General features: G+C 42.4%; 13 protein-coding genes and 2 pseudogenes. 8 read left to right on the forward strand and 7 right to left on the reverse strand.

Features of this window, described 5'->3' with window-relative positions:
- Window position 1 precedes the first annotated feature (1 nt).
- Together AB5443_RS21550 and AB5443_RS21555 are read right to left on the reverse strand one after the other, a co-directional pair.
- Window positions 2–2,329, reverse strand: coding sequence for a M60 family metallopeptidase (locus tag AB5443_RS21550; protein WP_368114407.1), 2,328 nt, complete (start codon window positions 2,327–2,329; stop codon window positions 2–4).
- Between the two features lie 114 nt (window positions 2,330–2,443).
- Entirely contained in the window at window positions 2,444–3,514 is a 1,071-nt protein-coding gene (locus AB5443_RS21555) for a FecR family protein (RefSeq protein WP_022137305.1), read from the reverse strand.
- Between the two features lie 143 nt (window positions 3,515–3,657).
- Between AB5443_RS21555 and AB5443_RS21560 the strand changes: the two genes are divergently transcribed.
- A complete protein-coding gene (locus AB5443_RS21560) occupies window positions 3,658–4,200 on the forward strand; it encodes an RNA polymerase sigma-70 factor (RefSeq protein ID WP_195662101.1) in 543 nt (180 codons plus the stop codon).
- Between the two features lie 22 nt (window positions 4,201–4,222).
- Here the strand turns inward: AB5443_RS21560 and AB5443_RS21565 are convergent, their stop codons facing one another.
- Window positions 4,223–5,098: a DMT family transporter gene (locus tag AB5443_RS21565; RefSeq protein ID WP_022137303.1), complete on the reverse strand. Its 876-nt coding sequence runs from the start codon at window positions 5,096–5,098 to the stop codon at window positions 4,223–4,225.
- A 14-nt stretch (window positions 5,099–5,112) separates the two neighbouring features.
- Entirely contained in the window at window positions 5,113–6,039 is a 927-nt protein-coding gene (locus AB5443_RS21570; protein WP_022137302.1) for a PD-(D/E)XK nuclease family transposase, read from the reverse strand.
- Window positions 6,040–6,224: 185 nt separating this feature from the next.
- Here AB5443_RS21570 and AB5443_RS21575 point away from each other — a divergent pair.
- The 6 genes and pseudogenes from AB5443_RS21575 to AB5443_RS21600 all read left to right on the forward strand — a co-directional run.
- Window positions 6,225–7,664 (forward strand): annotated as a pseudogene (locus AB5443_RS21575) (AAA family ATPase); the annotation flags it as partial.
- Window positions 7,660–7,845 (forward strand): annotated as a pseudogene (locus tag AB5443_RS21580) (toxin); the annotation flags it as partial. The pseudogenes AB5443_RS21575 and AB5443_RS21580, both read left to right, overlap by 5 nt.
- A 498-nt stretch (window positions 7,846–8,343) precedes the next feature.
- Window positions 8,344–11,178, forward strand: a complete 2,835-nt coding sequence (gene leuS / locus AB5443_RS21585; RefSeq protein ID WP_368114408.1) for a leucine--tRNA ligase — start codon at window positions 8,344–8,346, stop codon at window positions 11,176–11,178.
- Between the two features lie 95 nt (window positions 11,179–11,273).
- The gene (locus AB5443_RS21590) at window positions 11,274–12,191 is read left to right on the forward strand and encodes a YitT family protein (RefSeq protein WP_022138844.1); all 918 of its coding nucleotides are present in this window, start codon (window positions 11,274–11,276) and stop codon (window positions 12,189–12,191) included.
- Between the two features lie 49 nt (window positions 12,192–12,240).
- Window positions 12,241–12,822: a non-canonical purine NTP diphosphatase gene (locus AB5443_RS21595; protein ID WP_044656353.1), complete on the forward strand. Its 582-nt coding sequence runs from the start codon at window positions 12,241–12,243 to the stop codon at window positions 12,820–12,822.
- Between the two features lie 35 nt (window positions 12,823–12,857).
- Complete coding sequence (locus AB5443_RS21600) at window positions 12,858–13,700, forward strand: flagellar motor protein MotB (RefSeq protein ID WP_368114409.1); 843 nt, start codon at window positions 12,858–12,860, stop codon at window positions 13,698–13,700.
- A gap of 234 nt (window positions 13,701–13,934) precedes the next feature.
- Here the strand turns inward: AB5443_RS21600 and AB5443_RS21605 are convergent, their stop codons facing one another.
- Window positions 13,935–15,176, reverse strand: a complete 1,242-nt coding sequence (locus AB5443_RS21605; protein ID WP_368114410.1) for a DUF2264 domain-containing protein — start codon at window positions 15,174–15,176, stop codon at window positions 13,935–13,937.
- A gap of 7 nt (window positions 15,177–15,183) precedes the next feature.
- The gene (locus AB5443_RS21610; RefSeq protein ID WP_368114411.1) at window positions 15,184–16,407 is read right to left on the reverse strand and encodes a glycoside hydrolase family 88 protein; all 1,224 of its coding nucleotides are present in this window, start codon (window positions 16,405–16,407) and stop codon (window positions 15,184–15,186) included.
- 319 nt (window positions 16,408–16,726) lie between these two features.
- On the opposite strand from AB5443_RS21610, the gene AB5443_RS21615 reads away from it, so the two are divergent.
- Window positions 16,727–18,946 (forward strand): glycoside hydrolase family 95-like protein, encoded by a 2,220-nt coding sequence (locus AB5443_RS21615; protein WP_368114412.1) that lies wholly within the window; start codon window positions 16,727–16,729, stop codon window positions 18,944–18,946.
- Window position 18,947: 1 nt separating this feature from the next.
- Here AB5443_RS21615 and AB5443_RS21620 read toward each other — a convergent pair whose 3' ends face one another.
- Window positions 18,948–22,982, reverse strand: coding sequence for a hybrid sensor histidine kinase/response regulator transcription factor (locus AB5443_RS21620; protein WP_022138850.1), 4,035 nt, complete (start codon window positions 22,980–22,982; stop codon window positions 18,948–18,950).
- Window positions 22,983–23,212: the final 230 nt, after the last annotated feature.

Genomic DNA, 23,212 nt, shown 5'->3' on the forward strand with positions numbered 1-23,212 from the left:
GTTATTTATAGTCATTTACATTTTCATCCGTTATCAGATATAAGTTTTCCGGAGCTTTCGGATATTCTTTTGCCTCTATTTCTTTTCTCAGTGCCTGAATCTGCGTTTCAGTGACCGTGAAATGTTTGTCTCCGTAATCATTCATCACAATATCTACCGGACGAAGGAATCCCCACTTCTCAAAGAAATCCAACAAGTCCAACTGTGCCAAATTACATACTTGACGCACAAAGTCCAGTTGCAGAATACCTTGTGTATCGACAGTCGTATCCAAATCGGGAGTCACACGATAATATTCATGCAAATCACGATAGAAATCTTCTTTGCCCAATACATCTGTCAGATAGAGTTTCAACTGCCAGAAAGGCACGAGTTTCACATAATATTCATCAGATGCATTCTTCAAGCAGTGTGGTTGTCCGGCCTTCACAATGCGGTTAATGGCTTCTTCGTAGACAGTAATTCCGGTATCCTTATCCATCAGGCGAGAACCCTTTCCGAACGAAGTTCTTACATAGTTGGCAAGAATGTTGTTAGTCACTTCAGTAAGCCCTGCCCATTTCAATCCCGGACGGGTCTGGTTGGCATGACCGATTTCGTGCCCCAGTACCCAGACACGGTTCTTCATTCCTTCTACCGTACAGAATACATCCCGATAGCTCGACAAATAAGCCGTATGATTGGAAGCCGAATAGGGATTTTTGGCATTATGTTCTATATGGAGATACATACGGTTGCCAAATTCCTTATTATATTTGAACAATCCCATCATATCCCATTCCAAACGAACTACCTCGTCCAACAAATTCATGACTTCCATTATAGGAGTATTGGCTTGTTTATAATCGAGCACCGTCCAAGTGACATGTACATATTTGCCCAGCACATCCAAATCCAGCCACTTCGCATTGCGCAGCATTTCCTCAAACTGGGCTTGTGTTCCGGTTTGCGCGTCGAAATATCCGTTCACCTTACCAAACGGGAAATGGACTCTGACAGACTTGGCGGCTGCCGCTTTTTTATCTTCTTCTGTTTTCAGTATTAACGGAATATTCTTGTCATTGGTCAGGTTCTGAACATAAACCAGACCACCGATAGCCATTTTCAGTTTATTTTCACCGGAAAGAAGAGGATAAGACTTACTGCTGTTGTATCCCAGACTCAAATCCTGAACAACCATAGATATGTTTTGTCCGTGAGTATCACCTACCAATACCAGAATTTCTTCTCCCTGTTCCACATAAATACCAGTAGGATTGTCACGCAAGCTATAAGGCCCTGTCTTATTAGTGGTGGCCATAATGCTTGGATTCTGATAAGGACGGTATTCGGCCACTCTGAATTCGGAATTATAAGTTCCTGTCAGCAGGGCGGTGGCAAGTTTCTTATATGTTTCGCCCGGCATTTTCTTTATATCCTTTTCCGTAATGCCCTCACGAAGTTCGGAACAAGAGTTATCCGTAAAAATCTGAAGATAATCATACTTATTATTACTGGTCTGGAAGAACTCCATCTCGGCACAACTGATACGGTTATTGTGGGCTGCATGAATATCGAAACGCACTTTCTTCACGTCTTTTATAGCCTCGTCCAGTTGCAGTATGGAAGCAGCCGTATAATTAGTTTCCAGTTCAAAAGACTTGACTTTGACAAACTCGGGATGAGCTGCTGTTGATACCAATACATCAAACTTGTTAAACGCTCCGTACTTCGTACCGTTGTCCGTACGCGGATGATAAATAATATAATTCAATGACGTACAGTTCTCCAAAGTGTAGGTAATCTGGAAAGGCCAGTCGGTGAACGCTCCAAATTTGGAATTGAAATAAGAAGTGTAGTCACCATCAAAAGAACAGACAATGCCGCGCTGTTCCGATTCCACCTCTTCTGTGGTAGCTGTCGCACCGCTTACTGTTATTTTCACGTCAGCAGAGCCGGAAGAAGCTTCCTGACTGACAGGTATCTCTCTGGTCAGTTCACCATAAGAAAGTGTAACTACCGTTGCACGTGGTTCTTCATAATAAGTAGGATCTACGGTCACTTTCAGCAGGTTGTCCACCAACTCCAACGTACACCAGTCTTGTCCGTTCTGTGCCACAGAGCAATGTAACCCGCTCAATTCAACATCTTTCGTCACTACCAGATAAACTTCCTTTGTTCCACCGGAAGAATTAAAACTCAAATCCAGCGGCAGGACTCTTACCCAGCCACTACGCTCGTCCGCATCGTCATCATCGCTGCAAGACCACAATGAGAGCACTGACAACAACAGTATCATACCCCATGAGATCCGGCGAATCCGGTCTGCGCCCTTAAAAATAATGCTCATAATGATTAAATATTAAAAGTTAACTATTAGACTACGACGCCATTCACCTTAGTGGGGGGTCAGCCCATGAACCGCTACCGCAATCCGGTTTATAAAAAAATGATTTCATTGTTATTATTTCTGCTTCGGCAGAATCGTCAGCATATTCTCATCATTAAATTCATAGCTGATAGGATGAATACGCGACATAATCCTCATGATTTCTTCCAAAGGCTCGTGTCGCAAGGTAAATGTGTATCTATACTGTTCCTGCAATTCGGGAGACAGGTGTATCTTTACGTTATACCATTTGGAAAGAAGAGGACAAATCTCATTCAACGGCCTGTCCTTAAATACGATCTGATTACTTGCCCACGAGACTGCCAGTTCGATATCCCCCTTTTCTATCCGTAGCTGCCCGTTCCGTTTGTTGAACGTCCCCACTTCTCCCGGACGCAGGAAACGGGTTTCCGATTTCGTCTCCAACGAAACAGAACCTTCTTTCAGGCTGACAAACGTATTCTCCGAACCGGGAAAAGATTCTACGTTGAATTTAGTCCCGTGCACGGTAATTTTCATCCCTTCGGTTTCAACGACAAAAGGATGATCCTTATCATGAGCCACGTCAAAGTAAGCTTCTCCGTTCAACCGTACATTTCTGTTTTTTGAATAATAGCTGGTATTGTAAGCCAGTGAAGTAGCCGAATGAATCCATACATTCGAACCATCGGGCAAGGCAACTTCCGATTTTCCTCCCCAGTTGGAATAGGTTTGTTGGGCCATTTCCGGCTGACCGATCTTTATACCTATATATAAAGAAGCGGAAAGAAAAACAGCTACGACTACACAAGCTGCAGCAACATAACGTTGAAAACGGGGGAAATCCCACAAACGCATGGATTGTCCCTTCCCTTTGAAGCTTGTTCCAATTTCGTCTCCGGCGGATATTCCCATATCTTCAGCCTGTCTCTGTTCCGCCTCCTCACATGCCTCCATACGGCACATCATTTCCTTCCAGTAGAAATCTATGTCCGGTGTATAATTGACTACTTTAGCACGTATCTTTTCCCAAACTCCCCGAAGTTCTTCATATACCTCCCGGTTCTCACCGACAGACAGCCACTCTTCCAACCGTTTGCTGTCAGCATCGGATATGTCTTGTTTTAATTCAGAGATAATCAACTCCCAAGGTATTTCTTTTTTCATGCTTCGCTGTCTTTTTAAACTGTTATCGATACTATGACACAAAAAATGAATCATACCCTTATTCAGAAAACACTTTTTTTTAGTTTCTACTAAAAAAATATTCTTTAACTTTGCAATGTTCTACTAACCTAATTACAAACACTATGGACGATATCTTCCTTTTACAATTAATAAAGAATGGCGATAAGCAGGCGTTCAAGTATATCTTTGATACTTATTTCACTGCACTTTGCCGTTTTATGTATCTGTATTTGGGGAATACGCAGGAAGCGGAAGATATAGCAAGCGATATACTTGCGTCCATATGGGAGAACAGGAAAAAACTCGAAATCAGACTCACTTTCAAGGCTTATCTTTTTCAGGCTGCAAAAAACAGATGTCTGAATGCCATACGGGACAGAAAAGCTACCGTATCACTAGATGATATCAACGGACAAGATACTCCGCAAGTAAACGTAACCGACTCATTGGAAACAGAGGAACTGAACCACCTGATTCAAGAGGCTATCCTTTCACTGCCCGACAAATGCCGTGAAGTGTTTCTGAAAAGCCGCACGAATAACCTCACCAATCAGGAGATTGCAGAGTCAATGGATATATCCGTCAAGACAGTAGAGGCACAGATTACGAAAGCACTGAAACAGATTCGGAAGTTTTTGGGAGAGCAGTATTACTATTTGTTCTGAATAGAGAAAAAAGCGGATTATTCTATTTTTTCTCTGCCAGATAAACTCCCAATATAATGCTACCGGCTCCCAATAATGTAATCCATGTTATTTGTTCGTGGAGAATAATTACGGATGCCACCATCGTCACTAGCGGATTAAGATAGATATAATTGGAAGCTCTGACGGTTCCCAACTGTTTCAATACCACATTCCAGAGGACATAGCAGACCAAAGAAGCCAATACAGCCAGAAACAGGAGATTGGATAATACAACCGGTTTTAAAAGTATATCGAAATCCGGTCGCAGTGGATGAAGGAGAAAGGCGGGAAGTATGGTCAATACTCCATAAAAAAATATCTTACGGGTAATAAACAGGGTAGGATAACGCCCCGTCATTTTCTTTATTACCAAACTGTAAAAAGCCCACGATAAAGCAGCAAGCAAAGTAAGCAAATCCCCTATCGGGGATAATTTAAGCACAAAGCTACCATTGAAGACCACCAGTCCCACCCCGATTAAAGCTAATATGGAACCATAAATCAAACCTTTAGTGGCTTTTTCACTCTGATAAAAGAGAAGGGAAAGAATGGTGGTAAGCAAAGGAGCTGTGCAAATGATGAAAGCGACATTGGATGCTTGCGTGATTCCCAAAGCTGTATTCTCTGTAAAGAAATAGAGTGAACCACCGAAAAGCCCTCCGGCCATTAGCCAAAGCTCGTCTTTCCAATTATCGCAAAACAGAAGTTTAGGAGAAATAATCCAAATACCCAGATAAGCTATCAGAAAACGATAGAAAAATATTTCTTGAGGGGTCAGTCCGTGATTAATCAGTACTTTAGTTGATATAAAAGTAAGCCCCCAGATAGCAACTACCAGTATCGCAATCAGATGATAATATCCGTGCTTCAATTTCATATTATAACATGCCTTTATAACCTAGCAATCTCGTCAAGACTCAGACCGGTGATGTCAGCAATCATCGTGCTGTCCAATCCTTTGTCCTTCATTTTCCGGGCATTAGAGAGACGCTCTTGTTCAATACCTTCCAATCGTCCTTCTATTTTTCCTTCTAATCTTCCTTCGATTTTTCCTTCCAATCTCCCTTCTAATCTTCCTTCCAACTTTGCTGAATCAATCACATCATTCTGAATCATTACTGCAGTGAGGTGTTCATCGTATGCCATACGTTCTTGTGGAGTCATAGAGTAATATTTCAGTTTCTCTCTTGCCTCTTCCAATCCGGGAGCAGTGGTATCCGGGCGTATCACACCACTCTTCAGATATCGCATCCATTCTTCCATTGGAGTAACAGCCACCTTATCAAACTCATTTACACGGATAAGTACATATTCGGGAAAGATTTCTGCGGGCATGCGGGTAACAATCGCATTCTTTTCCTTGACATTCACTTGCAGCTTATCACCGGTATGCACACCGATAAAATTGTTTTGCCCGTAATACAAATAATCGCTACCTATACCGATATCAAAATAAAGAATACTAATGGAATATATCTTCTTTACATGATAGTAAGTTTCTCCAAGCGAGATATGCTCTGTAATGGCTTTAGCCACCCCATAAAGAATGCGTTCGAGATAGTAAAGCTCACGTGTATTTTGTATTTCAATGATAATGATTTCATCTTTACTGTTGCGAGCTTTGATATCTACACGATTGAATTTATCATCGATACTCTGTTGGTTACTTTCGCTTTCCAGTATTTCCAGAATGGTCACCTTCTCACCGAGAAAGACTGTAAGGAAACCTTCGAGAACTCCAAAATTAGCCTTTTGACGTAACAGCCGTTTAATAGCCCAGTCAAATCGTATATATCTATCTTCCAAATGATTATCCATGATTATTCTCCTTTCAAATTAGAACATAGCAAAGATATTGCTTTTACTTTGAATTACCATAAGAACGAAAGACATTTTCTTAGTAAGTATATGGCTAAGTATATGGAAAACAAAGATGGAGAGAAGTTATGGAACGTTTGTTTGGAGAAATAACAAAAAGCCGTACCTTTGTTTATGTTCAAAGAATAGTAGGCGAACTGCACAACTACCGCAAGGGACTGGACGCGCATTGCCAGACGATGTTCGACTACTTCTGTGATATTTACGCCGACTATCTCCCCAAAGGCATGAAGGAAGAACTCGACAAAAAAGAAGGAGCTGTCGAACAATTTGAATACCTGTTCACAGAATGCAATAAGACCAACCAACGTATTTACCTCTTTATTGACGAATACGACCATTTCACCAATGCCATCCTCTCGGATATAGAAAGCCTGAACCGCTATACGGACGAAACACATGGCGAAGGTTATCTGCGTGCCTTCTTCAATAAAATTAAAGCCGGAACCTATTCCAGCATCGAGCGTTGTTTCATCACAGGCGTAAGTCCCGTGACAATGGACGACCTCACAAGCGGGTTCAACATCGGAACCAACTACTCCCTCACGCCGGAATTTAACGAGATGATAGGGTTCACGGAAGAAGAAGTACGACAAATGCTCACTTACTATTCCACTACCAGTCCCTTCAACCACAGCGTGAACGAACTGATAGAAATAATGAAACCCTGGTATGACAACTACTGCTTTGCAGAAGAATGCTATGGTGAAACTACCATGTACAACTCCAACATGGTGCTCTACTTCGTCAAGAACTACATCCAACGAGGAAAAGCCCCCCGGGATATGGTAGAAGACAATATCCGTATCGACTACGAGAAGTTACGTATGCTCATCCGAAAGGACAAAGAATTTGCCCATGATGCTTCCATCATACAGACATTGGTAAGCGAAGGCTACGTCACCGGAGAACTGAAAAAAGGTTTTCCTGCCATCAATATCACCAACCCAGACAACTTTGTGAGCCTGCTCTACTATTTCGGTATGCTCACCATTAGTGGCACGTACGAAGGAAGAACCAAACTCACCATCCCTAACCAGGTAGTCCGTGAACAAATATACACCTATCTGCTGAGTACCTACAACGAAGCCGAACTCAATTTCAGCAGTTACGAGAAAAACGAACTTGCCAGCGGTCTTGCCTACCGAGGCGACTGGAAAGCCTATTTCGGTTATATTGCCGACTGCCTGAAACGCTACACTTCCCAACGCGACAAACAGAAAGGTGAATTTTTTGTCCACGGCTTTACGCTTGCCATGACGGCGCAAAACCGTTTCTACCGTCCCATTTCCGAACAGGACACACAGGCAGGTTATGTCGATATCTTCCTCTGTCCGCTACTGGATATCTATTCCGACATGAAGCACAGCTATATTGTGGAACTGAAATATGCCAAATATAAAGACCCCGAAAGCCGCGTGGAAGAACTACGTTTGGAAGCTATTGCCCAAGCCAATCGCTATGCTGACACTGATACGGTGAAAAGAGCAGTAGGCACTACACAGCTTCATAAGATTGTGGTGGTATACAAAGGAATGGATATGCCGATATGTGAAGAGATTTAATAAATTGTGCAAGGCATATATTGAAGCGCGATACAACCGGTTGTTCACCGTCAGCAAAGAGCAATACGAGTATATGCTGGCACGAACAGAGGTACTGCGCGAAGTGACTATCCGTGAATGTGCCGCACGCCTGGCATATTACGACAAGATGATAGAAAAAGAAGAGAAAGACAAGATATAAACCGTATATTGTAAAATAATACGCTAACATCTATAGTCCCCCTTTCATGTATAGTTTGTTTATCAAATATCTTCCTTTTTAAATAGTAAGCACTCTCTCTTCTTTACACTTTACGTCCGAAACCGTATAAACTTACTTCGAGTTTATAATAAATAAGTGAATAGTTTATTAGAAACGGTATCCAAGTTTATTATAAACTATTTTTCAGCACTTTCAAAAGCACGGACTGAATTATCACAACAGAAATGGGCAAGAACCTTCACAGTTTCTTGCCCATTCGTTATCCTCGTAGTGTATTACACACCTCTAACCTATTGAACTTATGTAATAATATTTATATGTTCCATCTTTCATTCTCTGTTTTAATTTCTTCAAATATACGAAATAAAAACGAGAAAGTCAATAGGGAAAGCGTGGTTATCTGAAAATAAACACGTAAATTTGTGCCTCAAATCAGAAATAACAGTATAAATCACTATAAATAAAAACTTTATCACTATGGAGTACAATTTCAGAGAAATTGAAAAGAAGTGGCAGAAAAGGTGGGTGGAAGAGAAAACCTACCAGGTTACGGAAGACGATTCGAAGCAAAAATTTTATGTACTAAACATGTTCCCTTATCCATCGGGAGCGGGTCTGCACGTTGGACACCCGCTGGGATACATCGCTTCGGATATTTACGCCCGTTACAAACGACTGCAAGGCTTCAATGTACTCAATCCGATGGGATATGACGCTTACGGCTTGCCCGCTGAGCAATATGCTATCCAAACCGGACAGCATCCTGCAATCACTACCATTAATAATATCGACCGCTACCGCGAGCAATTGGACAAGATAGGTTTCTCTTTCGACTGGAATCGTGAAATCCGTACATGCGACCCGGAATATTATCATTGGACACAATGGGCTTTCCTGAAGATGTTCAACAGCTATTATTGCAACGACGAACAACAGGCACGTCCTATCGAAGAACTGGAAAAGGCTTTTGCCATCTACGGAAACAAAGGTCTGAACGCCGCTTGCAGCGAAGAAATCAGCTTTACCGCCGACGAATGGAACGCAAAGAGCGAAAAGGAAAAACAGGAAATCCTGATGAACTACCGTATCGCCTATTTGGGAGAGACGATGGTAAACTGGTGCGCTGAACTGGGAACGGTATTGGCAAACGACGAAGTAGTGGACGGCGTCAGCGAACGCGGCGGTTTCCCCGTTGTTCAGAAGAAGATGCGCCAATGGTGTCTGCGTGTATCAGCATACGCACAACGTCTGCTCGACGGACTGGATACCATCGACTGGACAGATTCTCTGAAAGAAACCCAAAGAAACTGGATAGGACGTTCGGAAGGTGCCGAGGTTCAATTCAAGGTGAAAGACAGTGATATCGAATTTACTATCTTTACCACCCGTGCAGACACGATGTTCGGCGTTACCTTTATGGTATTGGCGCCTGAAAGTGAACTGGTGGCACAATTAACCACTCCTGAACAGAAAGCGGAAGTAGACGCCTACCTCGACCGTACTAAGAAACGCACGGAGCGCGAACGTATCGCAGACCGCAGCGTTACAGGTGTATTCAGCGGCTCATATGCTATCAACCCATTCACAGGCGAAGCAGTTCCCATCTGGATCAGTGATTATGTATTGGCGGGATACGGAACAGGAGCCATCATGGCTGTACCTGCTCATGACAGCCGTGACTATGCTTTTGCCAAGCATTTCGGATTGGAAATCCGCCCGTTGGTAGAAGGTTGTGATGTCAGCGAAGAAAGTTTCGATGCCAAAGAAGGTATCGTCTGCAACTCTCCGCGTCCGGGCGTCACTCCTTACTGTGACCTTTCCCTGAACGGACTGACTATCAAAGAAGCGATTGAAACGACTAAGAAATATGTAAAAGACCATAATCTGGGACGTGTAAAAGTGAATTATCGCTTGCGCGACGCCATCTTCTCACGTCAGCGCTACTGGGGCGAACCGTTCCCTGTTTATTACAAGGACGGAATGCCTTACGTGATTGACGAAAGCTGTCTGCCGCTGGAACTTCCCGAAGTTGCCAAATTCCTGCCTACCGAAACGGGTGAACCGCCATTGGGACACGCTACCAAATGGGCTTGGGATACAGTAAACAAATGTATCGCAGACAATGAAAAAATAGACAACGTAACTATTTTCCCGTTGGAACTGAATACGATGCCGGGATTCGCAGGTTCTTCCGCTTACTATCTGCGTTATATGGATCCTCGTAATCACAAGGCATTGGTTGATCCGAAAATTGACCGGTACTGGAAGAATGTAGACCTCTATGTAGGCGGTACGGAACATGCTACCGGACACTTGATTTACTCTCGTTTCTGGAATAAGTTCCTGCACGATGTAGGTGTGTCAGTTATGGAAGAACCGTTCCAAAAGCTAGTGAACCAAGGTATGATCCAAGGTCGCAGTAACTTTGTATATCGTATCAAAGATACCAATACATTCGTTTCACTGAATCTAAAAGATCAATATGAGGTTACTCCTATCCACGTAGACGTAAACATCGTATCCAACGACATACTGGATTTGGAAGCATTCAAGGCATGGCGTCCCGAATACAAGACAGCAGAGTTCATTCTCGAAGACGGAAAATACATCTGCGGATGGGCGGTTGAAAAGATGAGCAAGTCCATGTTCAACGTTGTCAACCCGGATATGATTGTCGAGAAATACGGTGCGGACACACTTCGTATGTACGAAATGTTCCTCGGCCCGGTAGAACAGTCCAAACCTTGGGATACGAATGGTATCGACGGTGTACACCGCTTTATCCGTAAATTCTGGTCGCTGTTCTACAGCCGCACGGACGAGTATCTGGTAAAGGACGAACCGGCAACGAAGGAAGAATTGAAGGCTCTCCACAAACTGATTAAGAAAGTGACGGGAGACATCGAACAATTCTCTTACAACACTTCTGTCAGCGCATTCATGATTTGTGTGAACGAACTTTTCAACCTGAAATGCAACAAGAAAGAAGTACTCGAACAACTTGTTATCGTGCTCGCTCCTTTCGCTCCACACGTTTGTGAAGAGTTGTGGGACGTACTCGGACACGAGACTTCCGTATGCGATGCCGGGTGGCCTGCATACAACGAAGAATATCTGAAAGAAGATACCATCAACTACACCATCTCTTTCAACGGAAAGGCACGCTTCAATATGGAGTTTGCGGCAGACGAAGCCTCGGAAGCTATCCAGGCAGCAGTACTGGCGGACGAACGTTCACAGAAATGGATTGAAGGCAAGACTCCGAAGAAGATTATCGTCGTTCCGAAGAAGATTGTAAACGTTGTAGTATAAAACAAATGAGGCACGGATTACGCGGATAACACGGTTTGGAATTAATCAGAACCGCGAAATCCGTGTAATCCGTGCCTTAACAAATTATAGACCCTATGCATAAACTGGCAAAAGCGGAAATAATGAGAGAAGTGAAAGACTATGTCTACATTACTCTCGGATTGATTAGTTATTCTTTGGGATGGGCGGCATTCCTGTTACCCTACCAGATAACAACAGGAGGCACCACCGGTATCGGAGCTATCATTTACTACGCGACAGGATTTCCAATCCAATGGTCATATTTTATTATCAATGCTGTCCTGATGACGTTTGCCATCAAGATATTAGGCCCACGATTCAGTATAAAGACCACCTATGCCATCTTTGTGCTGACCTTTCTGCTTTGGTTTTTCCAGTTAATAGTAAACAATTATGTGGTAGCACCGGACATGACACCGGACGGAAAACCGCTACTGCTCGGTGCAGGACAGGACTTTATGGCTTGTATCATCGGCGCCGCCATGTGCGGTGTAGGACTGGGCATTACTTTCAATTACAACGGAAGTACCGGTGGAACGGATATTATCGCCGCTATCGTCAACAAGTATAAAGACGTGTCACTCGGCAGGATGATTATGATTTGTGATGTATTCATCATCAGTTCCTGCTACTTTATATTCCACGACTGGCGCCGTGTCATCTTCGGTTTTGTCACGCTGTTTATCATTGGCGTCGTGCTCGACTGGATTATCAACAGTGCCCGCCAATCGGTGCAGTTCTTCATCTTCTCAAAGAAGTATGACGAAATAGCCGACCGCATCATCAAAGATGCCGACCGTGGGGTAACGGTGCTCGACGGCACCGGATGGTACAGCAAGAACAACGTAAAAGTACTTGTCGTATTGGCGAAGAAACGCCAGTCGCTCGACATCTTCCGCCTGGTGAAACGAATTGACCCGAATGCCTTTATCTCACAAAGTTCCGTCATCGGAGTATATGGGGAAGGCTTCGACAAACTGAAAGTGAAATAACTGATTGGAATAACTATCGGATAACTTTGCTAAAACAAGAAATAAAATGATGAAACGCAAACTTGTATTTGCTACCAACAATGCTCATAAACTGGAAGAAGTAGCCGCCATATTGGGTGAAAAGATAGAACTGTTTAGCCTGAATGATATCGGCTGCCATACGGACATTCCCGAAACGGCTGCCACGCTGGAAGGGAACGCCCTGCTGAAATCTTCCTTTATCTTCAAAAACTACGGCTTGGACTGCTTTGCCGACGACACCGGACTGGAAGTAGAGGCACTGGACGGAGCTCCCGGAGTTTATTCCGCACGCTACGCAGGCGGAGAAGGACACGACTCACAAGCCAATATGCTCAAACTACTCCGCGACCTGGAAGGAAAGGAAAACCGCAAAGCGCAATTCCGCACCGCCATTTCATTGATACTCGATGGAAAGGAATATCTCTTCGAAGGAGTGATAAAAGGCGAAATAATCAAGGAAAAACGGGGTGATTCGGGCTTTGGTTACGACCCCATATTCAAACCGGAAGGTTACGACAAGACTTTCGCCGAACTGGGAAATGATATAAAGAATAAAATTAGTCACCGTGCGTTGGCTGTGCAGAAGCTCTGCGAATTCCTGCAACGTTGATTTGATTATCCGTACTCTTTAAAACATAAAACGCAATGAAGAAAATTACTCTATTTACTTTACTTACGCTCCTATTTTGTACTTCGTGTGTAACAAAAAAGAAGTTCATGCTTGCAGAAATGGCGGCTACCGCAAGCAAAGATAGTCTGCAAGGGTTATTGACTGACTGCCGCCATACAAACGCTCAAATGTCGGCACAAATCAAGAATCTTTTGCGTGATACTACAAAGATGGGAAACAGTATCCGCCAGTATCAAAGCATGCTGAACATGAACATGACCGAACAGGAAAAATTGAATACCCTGTTGAACCAGAAGAAGAATGAACTGAACGAAAGAGAACGCACCATCAACGAACTGCAACAGATGATTAATGCACAGAATGAAAAAGTGCAGAATCTGTTGAGCAGCGTAAAGGATGCGCTATTAGGATTCAGCAGTGATGAACTGACCGTTCGCGAGAAAGACGGAAAAGTATATGTGGCAATGTCGGACAAGTTGCTGTTCCAGTCAGGAAGTGCCCGTCTGGACAAACGTGGTGAAGAAGCGCTTGGCAAGTTAGCCGAGGTTTTGAACAAGCAGACGGATATCGACGTATTCATTGAAGGGCATACGGATAACAAGCCTATCAACACGGTACAGTTTAAGGACAATTGGGATTTGAGCGTGATTCGCGCCACCTCTGTTGTCCGTATCCTGATTAAGAACTATGGAGTGAACCCATTGCAGATACAGCCTAGCGGACGTGGTGAATATATGCCTGTCGATGATAACGAAACAGCCGAAGGCAGAAGCAAGAATCGCCGTACGGAGATTATCATGGCTCCGAAACTGGATAAGTTGTTCAAGATGTTGCAGAGTTCGGAAGAACAAAACTAAGAATTTTTATATTGAAAAAAGGAGGATGCAGATTCAAAATGCTGCATCCTCCTTTTTCAATAGTTAATGCTTCAAGTAACTGTATAGAGTCTATACATATAGAAGTAAAAAAGATACTCGATAATTTAATTCAAAAGAGTTTTTAGAAGGATGTGTCATTACCCGTGTCGAACGGATAATGACGGGGTTAACATCACTTCTTTTTTAAACTTCTTATAAAGGTCGATTATACGTTTATTTCTTTAGGGAATGGTGTCCGTCAATTGGAAAAGCTTTCCCCGCCCATGCCTTTTGAGATGTCCATTCTTCAGCCGGATCACTCCAGAAAGGATGATCTGCAGGAAGCCCCAAGGGCAAGAAAACGAGTGAAGTCATATACAGACTACCATTGTTGGTATAATAATTAGCCAAATCCGGCTGATGTCCCGCAAAACCGAGTGCAAGAAATCCCTTATCATCAAAATTTCCAGCTACTGAAAACATATTTCTCATGACTGCACTCAACGCACTACGAACCTGTCCGTTGGTCATCCCTTCAGGAAGACCATATTTCCATGCAGCCAATGCCAATGACTGAAATGCTCCCATACGATAAACTACGGAACGTCCGAAAGCCGGGAACGTCCCTTCCGGAGAAATAAGGCGTTCTATGAAAGTATTGAAGCGCTGCATGCGCTTGATGGCCAGTTTATAACTGATCGGAGTGGGAAAACGGTTCTTATTACACGTTTCCAATATCTCAACATACATGGGATGTATAACGAAAGAATTATAATAATCTAATGAGAATTCCGCCCCGTCCGAGTACCACCCGTCACTAAGATACCACTCGTTTATTTTATTGAGTCCGGTAGTCAGAGCATAACCGTCAGGGCTTTCACCAATAGAAAGCAGGAAGACCTCTACCATATCACGAAACAACAGCCAGTTATTATATGCAGGACGGATAACGCGCACTTTCTTAAAACATTCAACATAACGTCCTTTTGTCGTTGCATCCAATTGCTCCCAAGTCGCCTTAGGAGCACGGATAAAACTTTCCGCAAGATAAGCCGCATCTACCAAAAGCTGCTGGTGCCCTTCCCATAGCAAATAATCCGGACTCTGTGGATCAACGGCATTCTGATAAGCCTTCAAAGCCCACTCACGCAATTGTTTGCGTTGTTTTCCTTCTGCCGTTTCATCATCAGGTAGTTCCAACCAGGGAGAAATACCTGCCATCAGCCGACCGAATGCCTCCATATATGCCACCCGTTTGTCTCTTCCGTCCCATGTAGGACTTAATTCCAGTTGCATATTCTTCTGCAACTCTCCCCTGCTCATATTCTCCAGAATGGGTTGTGCTATTTTATAGCATAATTCAGACCACTGCGCCCTGTCATTTACCGGTTCAATCTTTTTCTTACCGGCAGCATTCACATTCAGCAAACAAAAAGAGACAAGAGCCAATAAAACAATTTTTACTTTTATAATCATCCTCTTCTTAAATGACAGTTTTTTCAATATCAGTTTTACGCTTCAGAGCCTCCAAATAATAATAATCCGCATAATTCAACGGGACATCCACTTCGCTGTTATGGGGAATACTGCCTACACTATGCATCAGGATAAATCTTCCGTTTTCTCCCGGTTTGGCTGTATAGCTCTCTGATGCAAGCGACTCCATTATTTTGTCGGCATACGTCCGGTAAGAAGCCGCATCCGGCAAGTCATAAGTACTCATTTCATATAAGGCGGATGCTATGACAGAAGCCGAAGAAGCATCTCGTGGGGCAGCAGGGACATCGGGTGCATCCATATCCCAGTATGGAACAAGATCCTCCGGCATATTCTTAAGAGTCTTCATAAATTCGAAAGTCTTGATCGCCTGATCAAGATAAGTACGATTCCTTGTCTCTCTATAACATACGGTATATCCATAGATAGCCCATGCTTGTCCTCTAGACCAGACAGACTCATCGGCATAACCTTGTGCAGTCTGCCGGTGACGTACGGTTCCATCCTCAATGCTGTAATCAATAACGTGATAACAACTTCCATCCGGACGGAATTGCTCCTTCAACGTACGGTCTGCATGCATCACCGCCACGTTATAGAAAGTAGAATCACCTGAAAGTTTGGTCGCTTCGAACAGTAATTCAAGATTCATCATGTTATCTATAATTACCGGACATTCCCAACCACGTTCCGACTGCCAACTATTTCCTTTTACATCCCAGCTTTGAATCACTTGAGGTTTCTCCCGAAAACGGGTACAAAGAGATTTTGCCGCCTGAACCATTACCTCCTTGTAACCAGATTTATTAATCAAACGCAACCCATTGCCAAAACTGCAGTTAATGATAAAACCGATATCATGATGCCACGTAAGATTTTGTGCTTCGCTAATAGCTTCGGTATATTTCTGAGCAAGCGGAAGTAAAGCCGTATCACCTGTCAGTTCATACAAATACCACACACTGCCCGGGAAAAAACCACTCCGCCAGTCGGCATATCCGCAATAATAGACACCACCTTTATTGTTGAGTGTCACCGGATTCAGAAATCTGCCGCTACTCTCAATCGTATCAATTTCCAATCCAATTTGAGCGTGTGCGTTTTCAATAGCTTTTTCAACCCATGTTTGTTTTTCGACTGCTCTTTGGGTGCAGGACGTAGCAATAATAAGAGCAACGCATCCTGCAAGAATAGAGTTTTTCAATTTCATGTTATAGACTTTTATTGTGAATGAATAATTTTCTTTCTGAATGAACGAATGTATATATTGTAAAACAGTGAGAACACAAATATAGGTATTTCTTTTACTACTGTTTAGTTATATATTAATGTATGGCAAAATAGCACCATTTATTTTTATCTTATCTGACTAAATTGTCCTCAATAATTGCACCTATTTTCCAAACCATCCAAATCGACTGGAAAAATGTTGATTAATACAGATATAATCTTCATCTTTGCCTGCGACATAATAATTATACAACATCATGAAGAACATTAAAATATACTTTTTTATTTTATGCTTTTGTATGTCAGTAACAGGATATATACCTGCATCTGCACGAACTGAAAAAGTTAAAACGGACATAGACTGGCCTGCTTTTATGCAGAAACAAGATTTAATTTGGGAGACACTGCCCGAATACTGGTATGAATCGGCTTATATGGGCAATGGTATGTTAGGGCTTATGATCTACAAGGAACCGGACCAGAATTATATCCGGTTTGAAACAGGCAACTGCTCTGTGCATGATCACAAATCGGGAGCGGATTTATTTGCCATTCCCCGACTGCTGACCGGACACTTTGCCTTACATCCCGAAGGTAAAATAATAGATGGGACAATGCATCTCGACATCTGGAACGCAGAAACAAATGCGGAAATAACAACTACACGGGGAACCATCCGGCTACATGCTTATGTACATGCCAATGATATGGTGATGCTGGTTCAGACTAGCGCTACCGACGGAGAGAAAGACTTCCGTTGGGAATGGGTACCTGCATCTGCCCAAAGCCCACGTTATCTTTATGCAAAAGGAGAAGGAAAATGGATAAAAGTGCCTGAAAGCTATTCCCTTAACCCGGCACCGGAAGTAAAGCCGGAAATATCCGTTCAAAAATTGCAGGCAGGAGGTGAAACAGCCGTTGCATGGAAAGAAACCCAAACTAAACAAAATGAGCGCACGTACTGGATTACCGTAACACATTCATATCCAGAAGCTACAGCCGAAAAGGATGCCAGCCGGATTTTGGATAAAGCGCTGGCAACAGGAACCGGAAAATTGCAAAAACAACACCGTACCTGGTGGAATCATTACTATCCAGGCAGCTTCCTTACGTTACCGGAAGGTATGAAAGAAAATTTTTACTGGATACAGATGTACAAACTTGCCAGCGCCACACGCGGCGACCGTGCACTGATAGACAATACCGGCCCATGGCTTACCGTCACTCCATGGCCCAATGCGTGGTGGAATCTGAATGTACAACTGACCTACTGGGCACTCAACGCATCCAATCACCTCGATTTGGCAGCCTCTTTGGAGAATGCCATTTACAATAATACAGAAAACCTTAAGAAGAACGTACCGGAAGCCTACCGTAAAGACGCACTGGCAATAGGACGTTCATCAAACCTGATATGCGAATCCGGCGAAATCGGAATCCCCGGAGTGGACAAAGCACCGGAAGTAGGGCTTTTACCTTGGGTATGCCACAGTTTATGGTTGATTTATCGTCATAAGATGGATGACGAATTATTACTTGACAAACTCTTTCCTGTACTTAAACAATCTATCAACTACTACCTGCACTTCACCCATAAAGGAAAAGACGGCAAGATACATCTCCCCCTGACATACTCTCCGGAATATGGCAGTGCGGAAGATTGTAACTTCGACCTGGCACTGTTACGTTGGGGTTGCCGGACATTACTTGACATTACCAGCCGGTTAAAAATAGACGACCCTCTTATTCCCCGTTGGAGAACGACTTTGGAGGAGCTTACACCGTTTCCCACAGACCCGGCAAACGGGCTTATGATAGGACGGGATGTTCCTTATGCTTTCTCGCATCGTCATTATTCACACTTGCTGGCAGCCTATCCCTTGTATCTTATCAATAAAGAGAATCCCGAAGAATCTGAGCTTATAGAAAAATCACTTCTCTACTGGCAAAGCAAAGCCGGAGCACATCAGGGTTATTCATGTACCGGAGCATCATCCATATCATCTGCCTTGGGTAATGGCAACGAAGCACTTGAATACCTGAACAAGTTGTTTACTAAATTCTTGTCTGCCAATACACTTTATCGTGAATCGGGACCAGTCATTGAAACACCATTATCGGCCGCCCAATCCATTCATGATATGTTGCTTCAAAGTTGGGGAGGGAAGTTACGTATCTTCCCCGCCGTCCCCGACAGTTGGAAAGACATTGCCTATAAAGACTTCCGTGCTGAAGGGGCTTTCCTCATTACTGCCAGCCGGAAAAACGGTAAAACCGAGTTTGTCTCTATCAAAAGCCTTGCAGGCGAACCTTGCGTTGTAGTGACTGACCTGTTTTTACCCGTTTTTAAAGGAAAACGCAGATTTGAAACCACAGCTTTATCCGAAACTATGTATAAAATAGATTTACGGAAAGGTGAAGAAGTAATCATTTATTCCAAAGGTAGCCAACCGGATTTCACAATTCGTCCCGTGAATAATAACAGGACGAACTGTTTCGGAAAAAAGAAACAGGGCTGATTCAATCTGCCTGCCTCTTTTCTTTCCGATAATTTTGGGGAGTGCATCCGAATTGGTTTTTAAAGCAACGGCTGAAATATACAGGCGCGTTGAATCCACTACGGTCACTAACTTCTGCAATGGGAAGATCAGGATATTGCTTCAATAAAGTGGCGGCGTGCTTCAAACGGTAATTCAACAAGAAGTTATTAGGTGTCATGCCAGTCAAGGCTTTGAATTTGGTATAAAGCAATGACCGGCCGACACCTACTTCTTTACAAAGAGCCGGAATATCAAACTCTGTATCATCAATATGTTGCTCAATTACCTGTGAAGCCCGTTTCAACAGGTCTTTATCCAAAGGATTAATGCTAGCCAAATCAATCTCGGACATCGGTTTCTTATCAAATTGATGCTGCATCAGCAAACGGCTGCGTATGAGGTTATTGGCGCGTGCCAACAACAACTGCGCATGAAAAGGTTTCGTAATATAATCATCAGCACCACGGCTGAGTCCCTCAATGTTCTGTTCAGTAGAATTGAGTGCAGTCAGCAATATCACAGGTATGTGACACAAATCTATATTATTTTTGATTTGCAGGCACATTTCTGTCCCGGTCATTTCGGGCATCATAACGTCACTGATTACTAAATCGGGGGAACTCTCATAAATCCGGCTTAAACCCTCTTTGCCATCATGAGCACAGATTATCTTATAGAAAGGCTCGAAAAGTTCCTTCAAAATTTGAAGCAATTCATCATTGTCTTCCACAAGAAGCACCGTATGAGCCTTGTTTTCCGCATCCTTAGCCTCAACTAATTCTACAGACAGATTCTCATCATCCGCAAATACCGGCATTGAATTGGGAATAACATCGCTTTCAGAGTCCTGAGTATAAAATTGCACATTCTTGTCATTCAGGAATACATCCTTCCGACGAGGCAGTCGCACTGTAAACGTACTCCCCTCACCAACAATACTTTTCACAGTTATCTCTCCGTGATGTTTTTCCACAATGGTTCTGGTTAATGCCAATCCGATACCGGTTCCGCTAAACAAGCTTCCTTTCTTTTCCTGATTGTTACCCTGAAAGAATCGTGCGAATATTTTATCTTTATCTTGTTCGGAAATACCGATACCCGTATCAGTTATATTAATTCTTATATCACTGTTCGTTATTTCTCCCGACAAAATTATACTTCCCCTGTCGGAAGTATATTTGAAAGCATTGGACAATAGGTTGAAGAATACTTTCTCCATCAATTGCGGCTCAAACCAACATAGGACAGGAAATTCCTGTAACCTAAATTCATAATTTATATTCCTTTGTTGCGCATAATCGACAAAAGAAAGATAGATTTCCTTCAGAAATACAATTATATCCTGTTGTTTTATTTGTATCGTTCCATAGTTCTGTTCCAATTTTCTGAATTCAAGTAACTCGGAAATCAGCTTATTCATTTGTTGTGCATTCTTCCTTATCTTTGTTATCTGATTATAGATGGAAGGATTCAATGAATACTTCTGCAATAGCACATCAATATGGCTGATAATCAGAGTAAGGGGAGTTCGGAACTCATGGCTTACATTCGTAAAGAAAACCAACTTTTCCTGATTAAGCTGCTTTATCTGTTGTTTCTCGAAACGTTCCTTTTCCAGTGAAAGGGCCAATGTGCGTTTTGCTATCTTACTGTATACATAATAAAAAATGCATGCTACGAAAGCCGTTACATAGATTATCCATGCCCACCATGTATTATACCACGGAGAGGCAATAACAAGCTGCATCGTTATTTCTTTCAAACTTAGACCGCTTTTTTCATTTATTGAAGCTACATGCAACGTATACTTTCCCGGATCCAGATTAGTATAGTACAATTCCGTCTGTTTGGTCTTAATCCAATTTTTATCCAGACCTTCAAGCTTATATTGAAACCATTTCTCCGAAAGTTGTTGCCCGTAATCAGACAAAGCAAAATGAATAATCAAGTTATTCTGATCATGATTCAATTCAAGTTTGCGAGTATATGGAAGTGACTGGGACAATATGCCCGTATCATCTCCCGGAACAATCGCCTTATTATCAACCCAGAGTTTTGAAAAGTAAAAATTAGAATGTTCATTGGCAGTATCGGTTTTGTTAAACTCGTTTTCTGAGAATACGGTCACTCCTTTTGTATCTCCAATATAAATACTTCCATCTCCGGATACCAAAATTCCACATCCGTTAATAATATGAGTCGAGGGGAAGTTACTCATCAAATCAATCGTTGTGAAAGTGCCCTCGGAAGGAACAAAGCAGGTGACTCCCTTATCACCGGTTATCAAAATCTTCCCATCTTGAGTCCGGCAGAGATTATAGCAGAAATCACCCGGCAACTGATTGTTTCGAGAGGTATAATGAGCCATGTTACGCGTCTGCCGGTCATAAAAGAAGAGCCCCATTCCCAACGTACCGATATAGACACCATTGGCAGTGGCAAGCACACGAGTAGGAGTTGCTTTACTATCTCCTTCTGCCAGTGGAACATAGACTATAGACTCGGGATGTTCTACATGAGTACACAAAACGTTTTTCCACCCCACCATATACAAATTACCTTCCGCATCAATATCAAAATGCTCATAAAATGCAAAAGGAATGTTGATCTTGTGGAACTTCTGCGTTTGAGTATCCAACCGGAAAAAGCCATTATGGGCAGATATATATACTTGGTCTTTCCACATCTTTACATGAAAAACAATTTCATCGGGCCTATCGGAAGAATGCGTTTCTTCTTTCCAATAATTATAGAAACGACCCGTATTCAAGTCATAACGTGACAATCCGCCCAAATAGGTTCCTATATACAGGCAGTCCTTCTTCTCATCATAACAAATACTTTTCACATTATTATGAGGAATAGAATTTTTTCCACCGGCCGTAAACTGCTGAAGGGTATTCCATTTCTTATCAACACAAGTGATGCCGCCACCATCTGTACTGAGCCATAAATGCTCATTTTTGTCAAGAACAATTTCTCCGATATAAGAGTAATATGAGTTTATGTTTTTCCCATAGTCATAATGTACAAAAGTATCATGTTGGGGACTGAAATAGTTAATTCCTCCATAGTAACTACCCACCCAGATAGTTCCGGCAACATCTTTATATAATGCAAAGATAGAAGGATGATTCAACCCGCCCACATATTGAGGAATTTGAATGAGAGAATACTGTTTGCTGCCAATGTTGTACCGATGAAGTCCGTCAAACGTACCAAACCATATATTGCCTTCGTTGTCTTCTACAAAATCACGAATCTGTTCGCTACTGATACCTTCCGAAGTTCCCGGCAAATAAGGAATTTTCGACAATTGTTGTTTGTCGTTCATCCGATATAATCCATGCATACGGGTACCAATCCATAGCTCTTTTTGAGAACTTTCGAATATGCGATAAATCTCCACCCCTTCCAATAATTGCTTTTGCCGGTATGTACGGCGATCAATCAGATAAACTCCGTTATATGTTCCGATACCAATCTGACCGTCCATCATGGTCAGGCAACAAATACGTGAAGTGATATTCGTTTTTAATACAAAAGTTGTTTCTTCATTTGCTTTCAGGCAAAATAAAGAATCGTGTTTCATATACCACACTTGTCCTTCGGAAGAAGTAAGCGCAGTGATAATGCCCTCGTTCGTAAGCCGGACGAATTTCTCCGTCTGTATGTCATATTTGATTAAATTCTTGTCAATCAAAAAATATAGATTATCCAAACTATCGCCAACGATAAACGACACCTCGTTTCCCAACCAGACAGATGGTTCTTCGCCCACAGATGCTATCCAGCCTTTGAATACTCTTATACGATTTCCATCATATTGACTTATTCCTTCCCTTGTCCCGAACCACATTCTGCCCAATCTATCCTGATAAATAGCCATCACAGAGGGCTGTGCAAGACCTTCCGACAAACCAATATGTTTGAAATATTCAGCATATAATGGCAAAACAAAGAAAAAAGAAATAAACAATAGTAATAAATGACGTGACTTCATATTATTTTTCATTTGGTGTTGTTCTGTTAATTACAGATTAATCGCTTAAATATACTAATTATCTGCAATATTCGCAAAAACACTAGACATAAACAATATTTTTATAGGCGAATCAGTCTACAATTCTGCCTTTACGATTCCAATAAAGGCTTTCTTCATTTATATCGGATATACTAATAAAGGTTGCAAATTTCATGGAAATTCACAACCTTTATTCTAAACTTCATAAGTATCAGAAACAT

The sequence above is a fragment of the Bacteroides sp. RTP21281st1_H5_RTP21281_210402 genome (genome assembly GCF_040918965.1).
Lineage (GTDB): Bacteria > Bacteroidota > Bacteroidia > Bacteroidales > Bacteroidaceae > Bacteroides > Bacteroides congonensis.

Excerpts from the sequence above, each read along its gene's own strand:
- AB5443_RS21550 (WP_368114407.1), bottom strand. The coding sequence starts at position 2,329 with ATGAGCATTATTTTTAAGGGCGCAGACCGGATTCGCCGGATCTCATGG.
- AB5443_RS21555 (WP_022137305.1), bottom strand. The coding sequence starts at position 3,514 with ATGAAAAAAGAAATACCTTGGGAGTTGATTATCTCTGAATTAAAACAA.
- AB5443_RS21560 (WP_195662101.1), top strand. The coding sequence starts at position 3,658 with ATGGACGATATCTTCCTTTTACAATTAATAAAGAATGGCGATAAGCAG.
- AB5443_RS21565 (WP_022137303.1), bottom strand. The coding sequence starts at position 5,098 with ATGAAATTGAAGCACGGATATTATCATCTGATTGCGATACTGGTAGTT.
- AB5443_RS21570 (WP_022137302.1), bottom strand. The coding sequence starts at position 6,039 with ATGGATAATCATTTGGAAGATAGATATATACGATTTGACTGGGCTATT.
- leuS (WP_368114408.1), top strand. The coding sequence starts at position 8,344 with ATGGAGTACAATTTCAGAGAAATTGAAAAGAAGTGGCAGAAAAGGTGG.
- AB5443_RS21590 (WP_022138844.1), top strand. The coding sequence starts at position 11,274 with ATGCATAAACTGGCAAAAGCGGAAATAATGAGAGAAGTGAAAGACTAT.
- AB5443_RS21595 (WP_044656353.1), top strand. The coding sequence starts at position 12,241 with ATGAAACGCAAACTTGTATTTGCTACCAACAATGCTCATAAACTGGAA.
- AB5443_RS21600 (WP_368114409.1), top strand. The coding sequence starts at position 12,858 with ATGAAGAAAATTACTCTATTTACTTTACTTACGCTCCTATTTTGTACT.
- AB5443_RS21605 (WP_368114410.1), bottom strand. The coding sequence starts at position 15,176 with ATGATTATAAAAGTAAAAATTGTTTTATTGGCTCTTGTCTCTTTTTGT.
- AB5443_RS21610 (WP_368114411.1), bottom strand. The coding sequence starts at position 16,407 with ATGAAATTGAAAAACTCTATTCTTGCAGGATGCGTTGCTCTTATTATT.
- AB5443_RS21615 (WP_368114412.1), top strand. The coding sequence starts at position 16,727 with ATGTCAGTAACAGGATATATACCTGCATCTGCACGAACTGAAAAAGTT.
- AB5443_RS21620 (WP_022138850.1), bottom strand. The coding sequence starts at position 22,982 with ATGAAAAATAATATGAAGTCACGTCATTTATTACTATTGTTTATTTCT.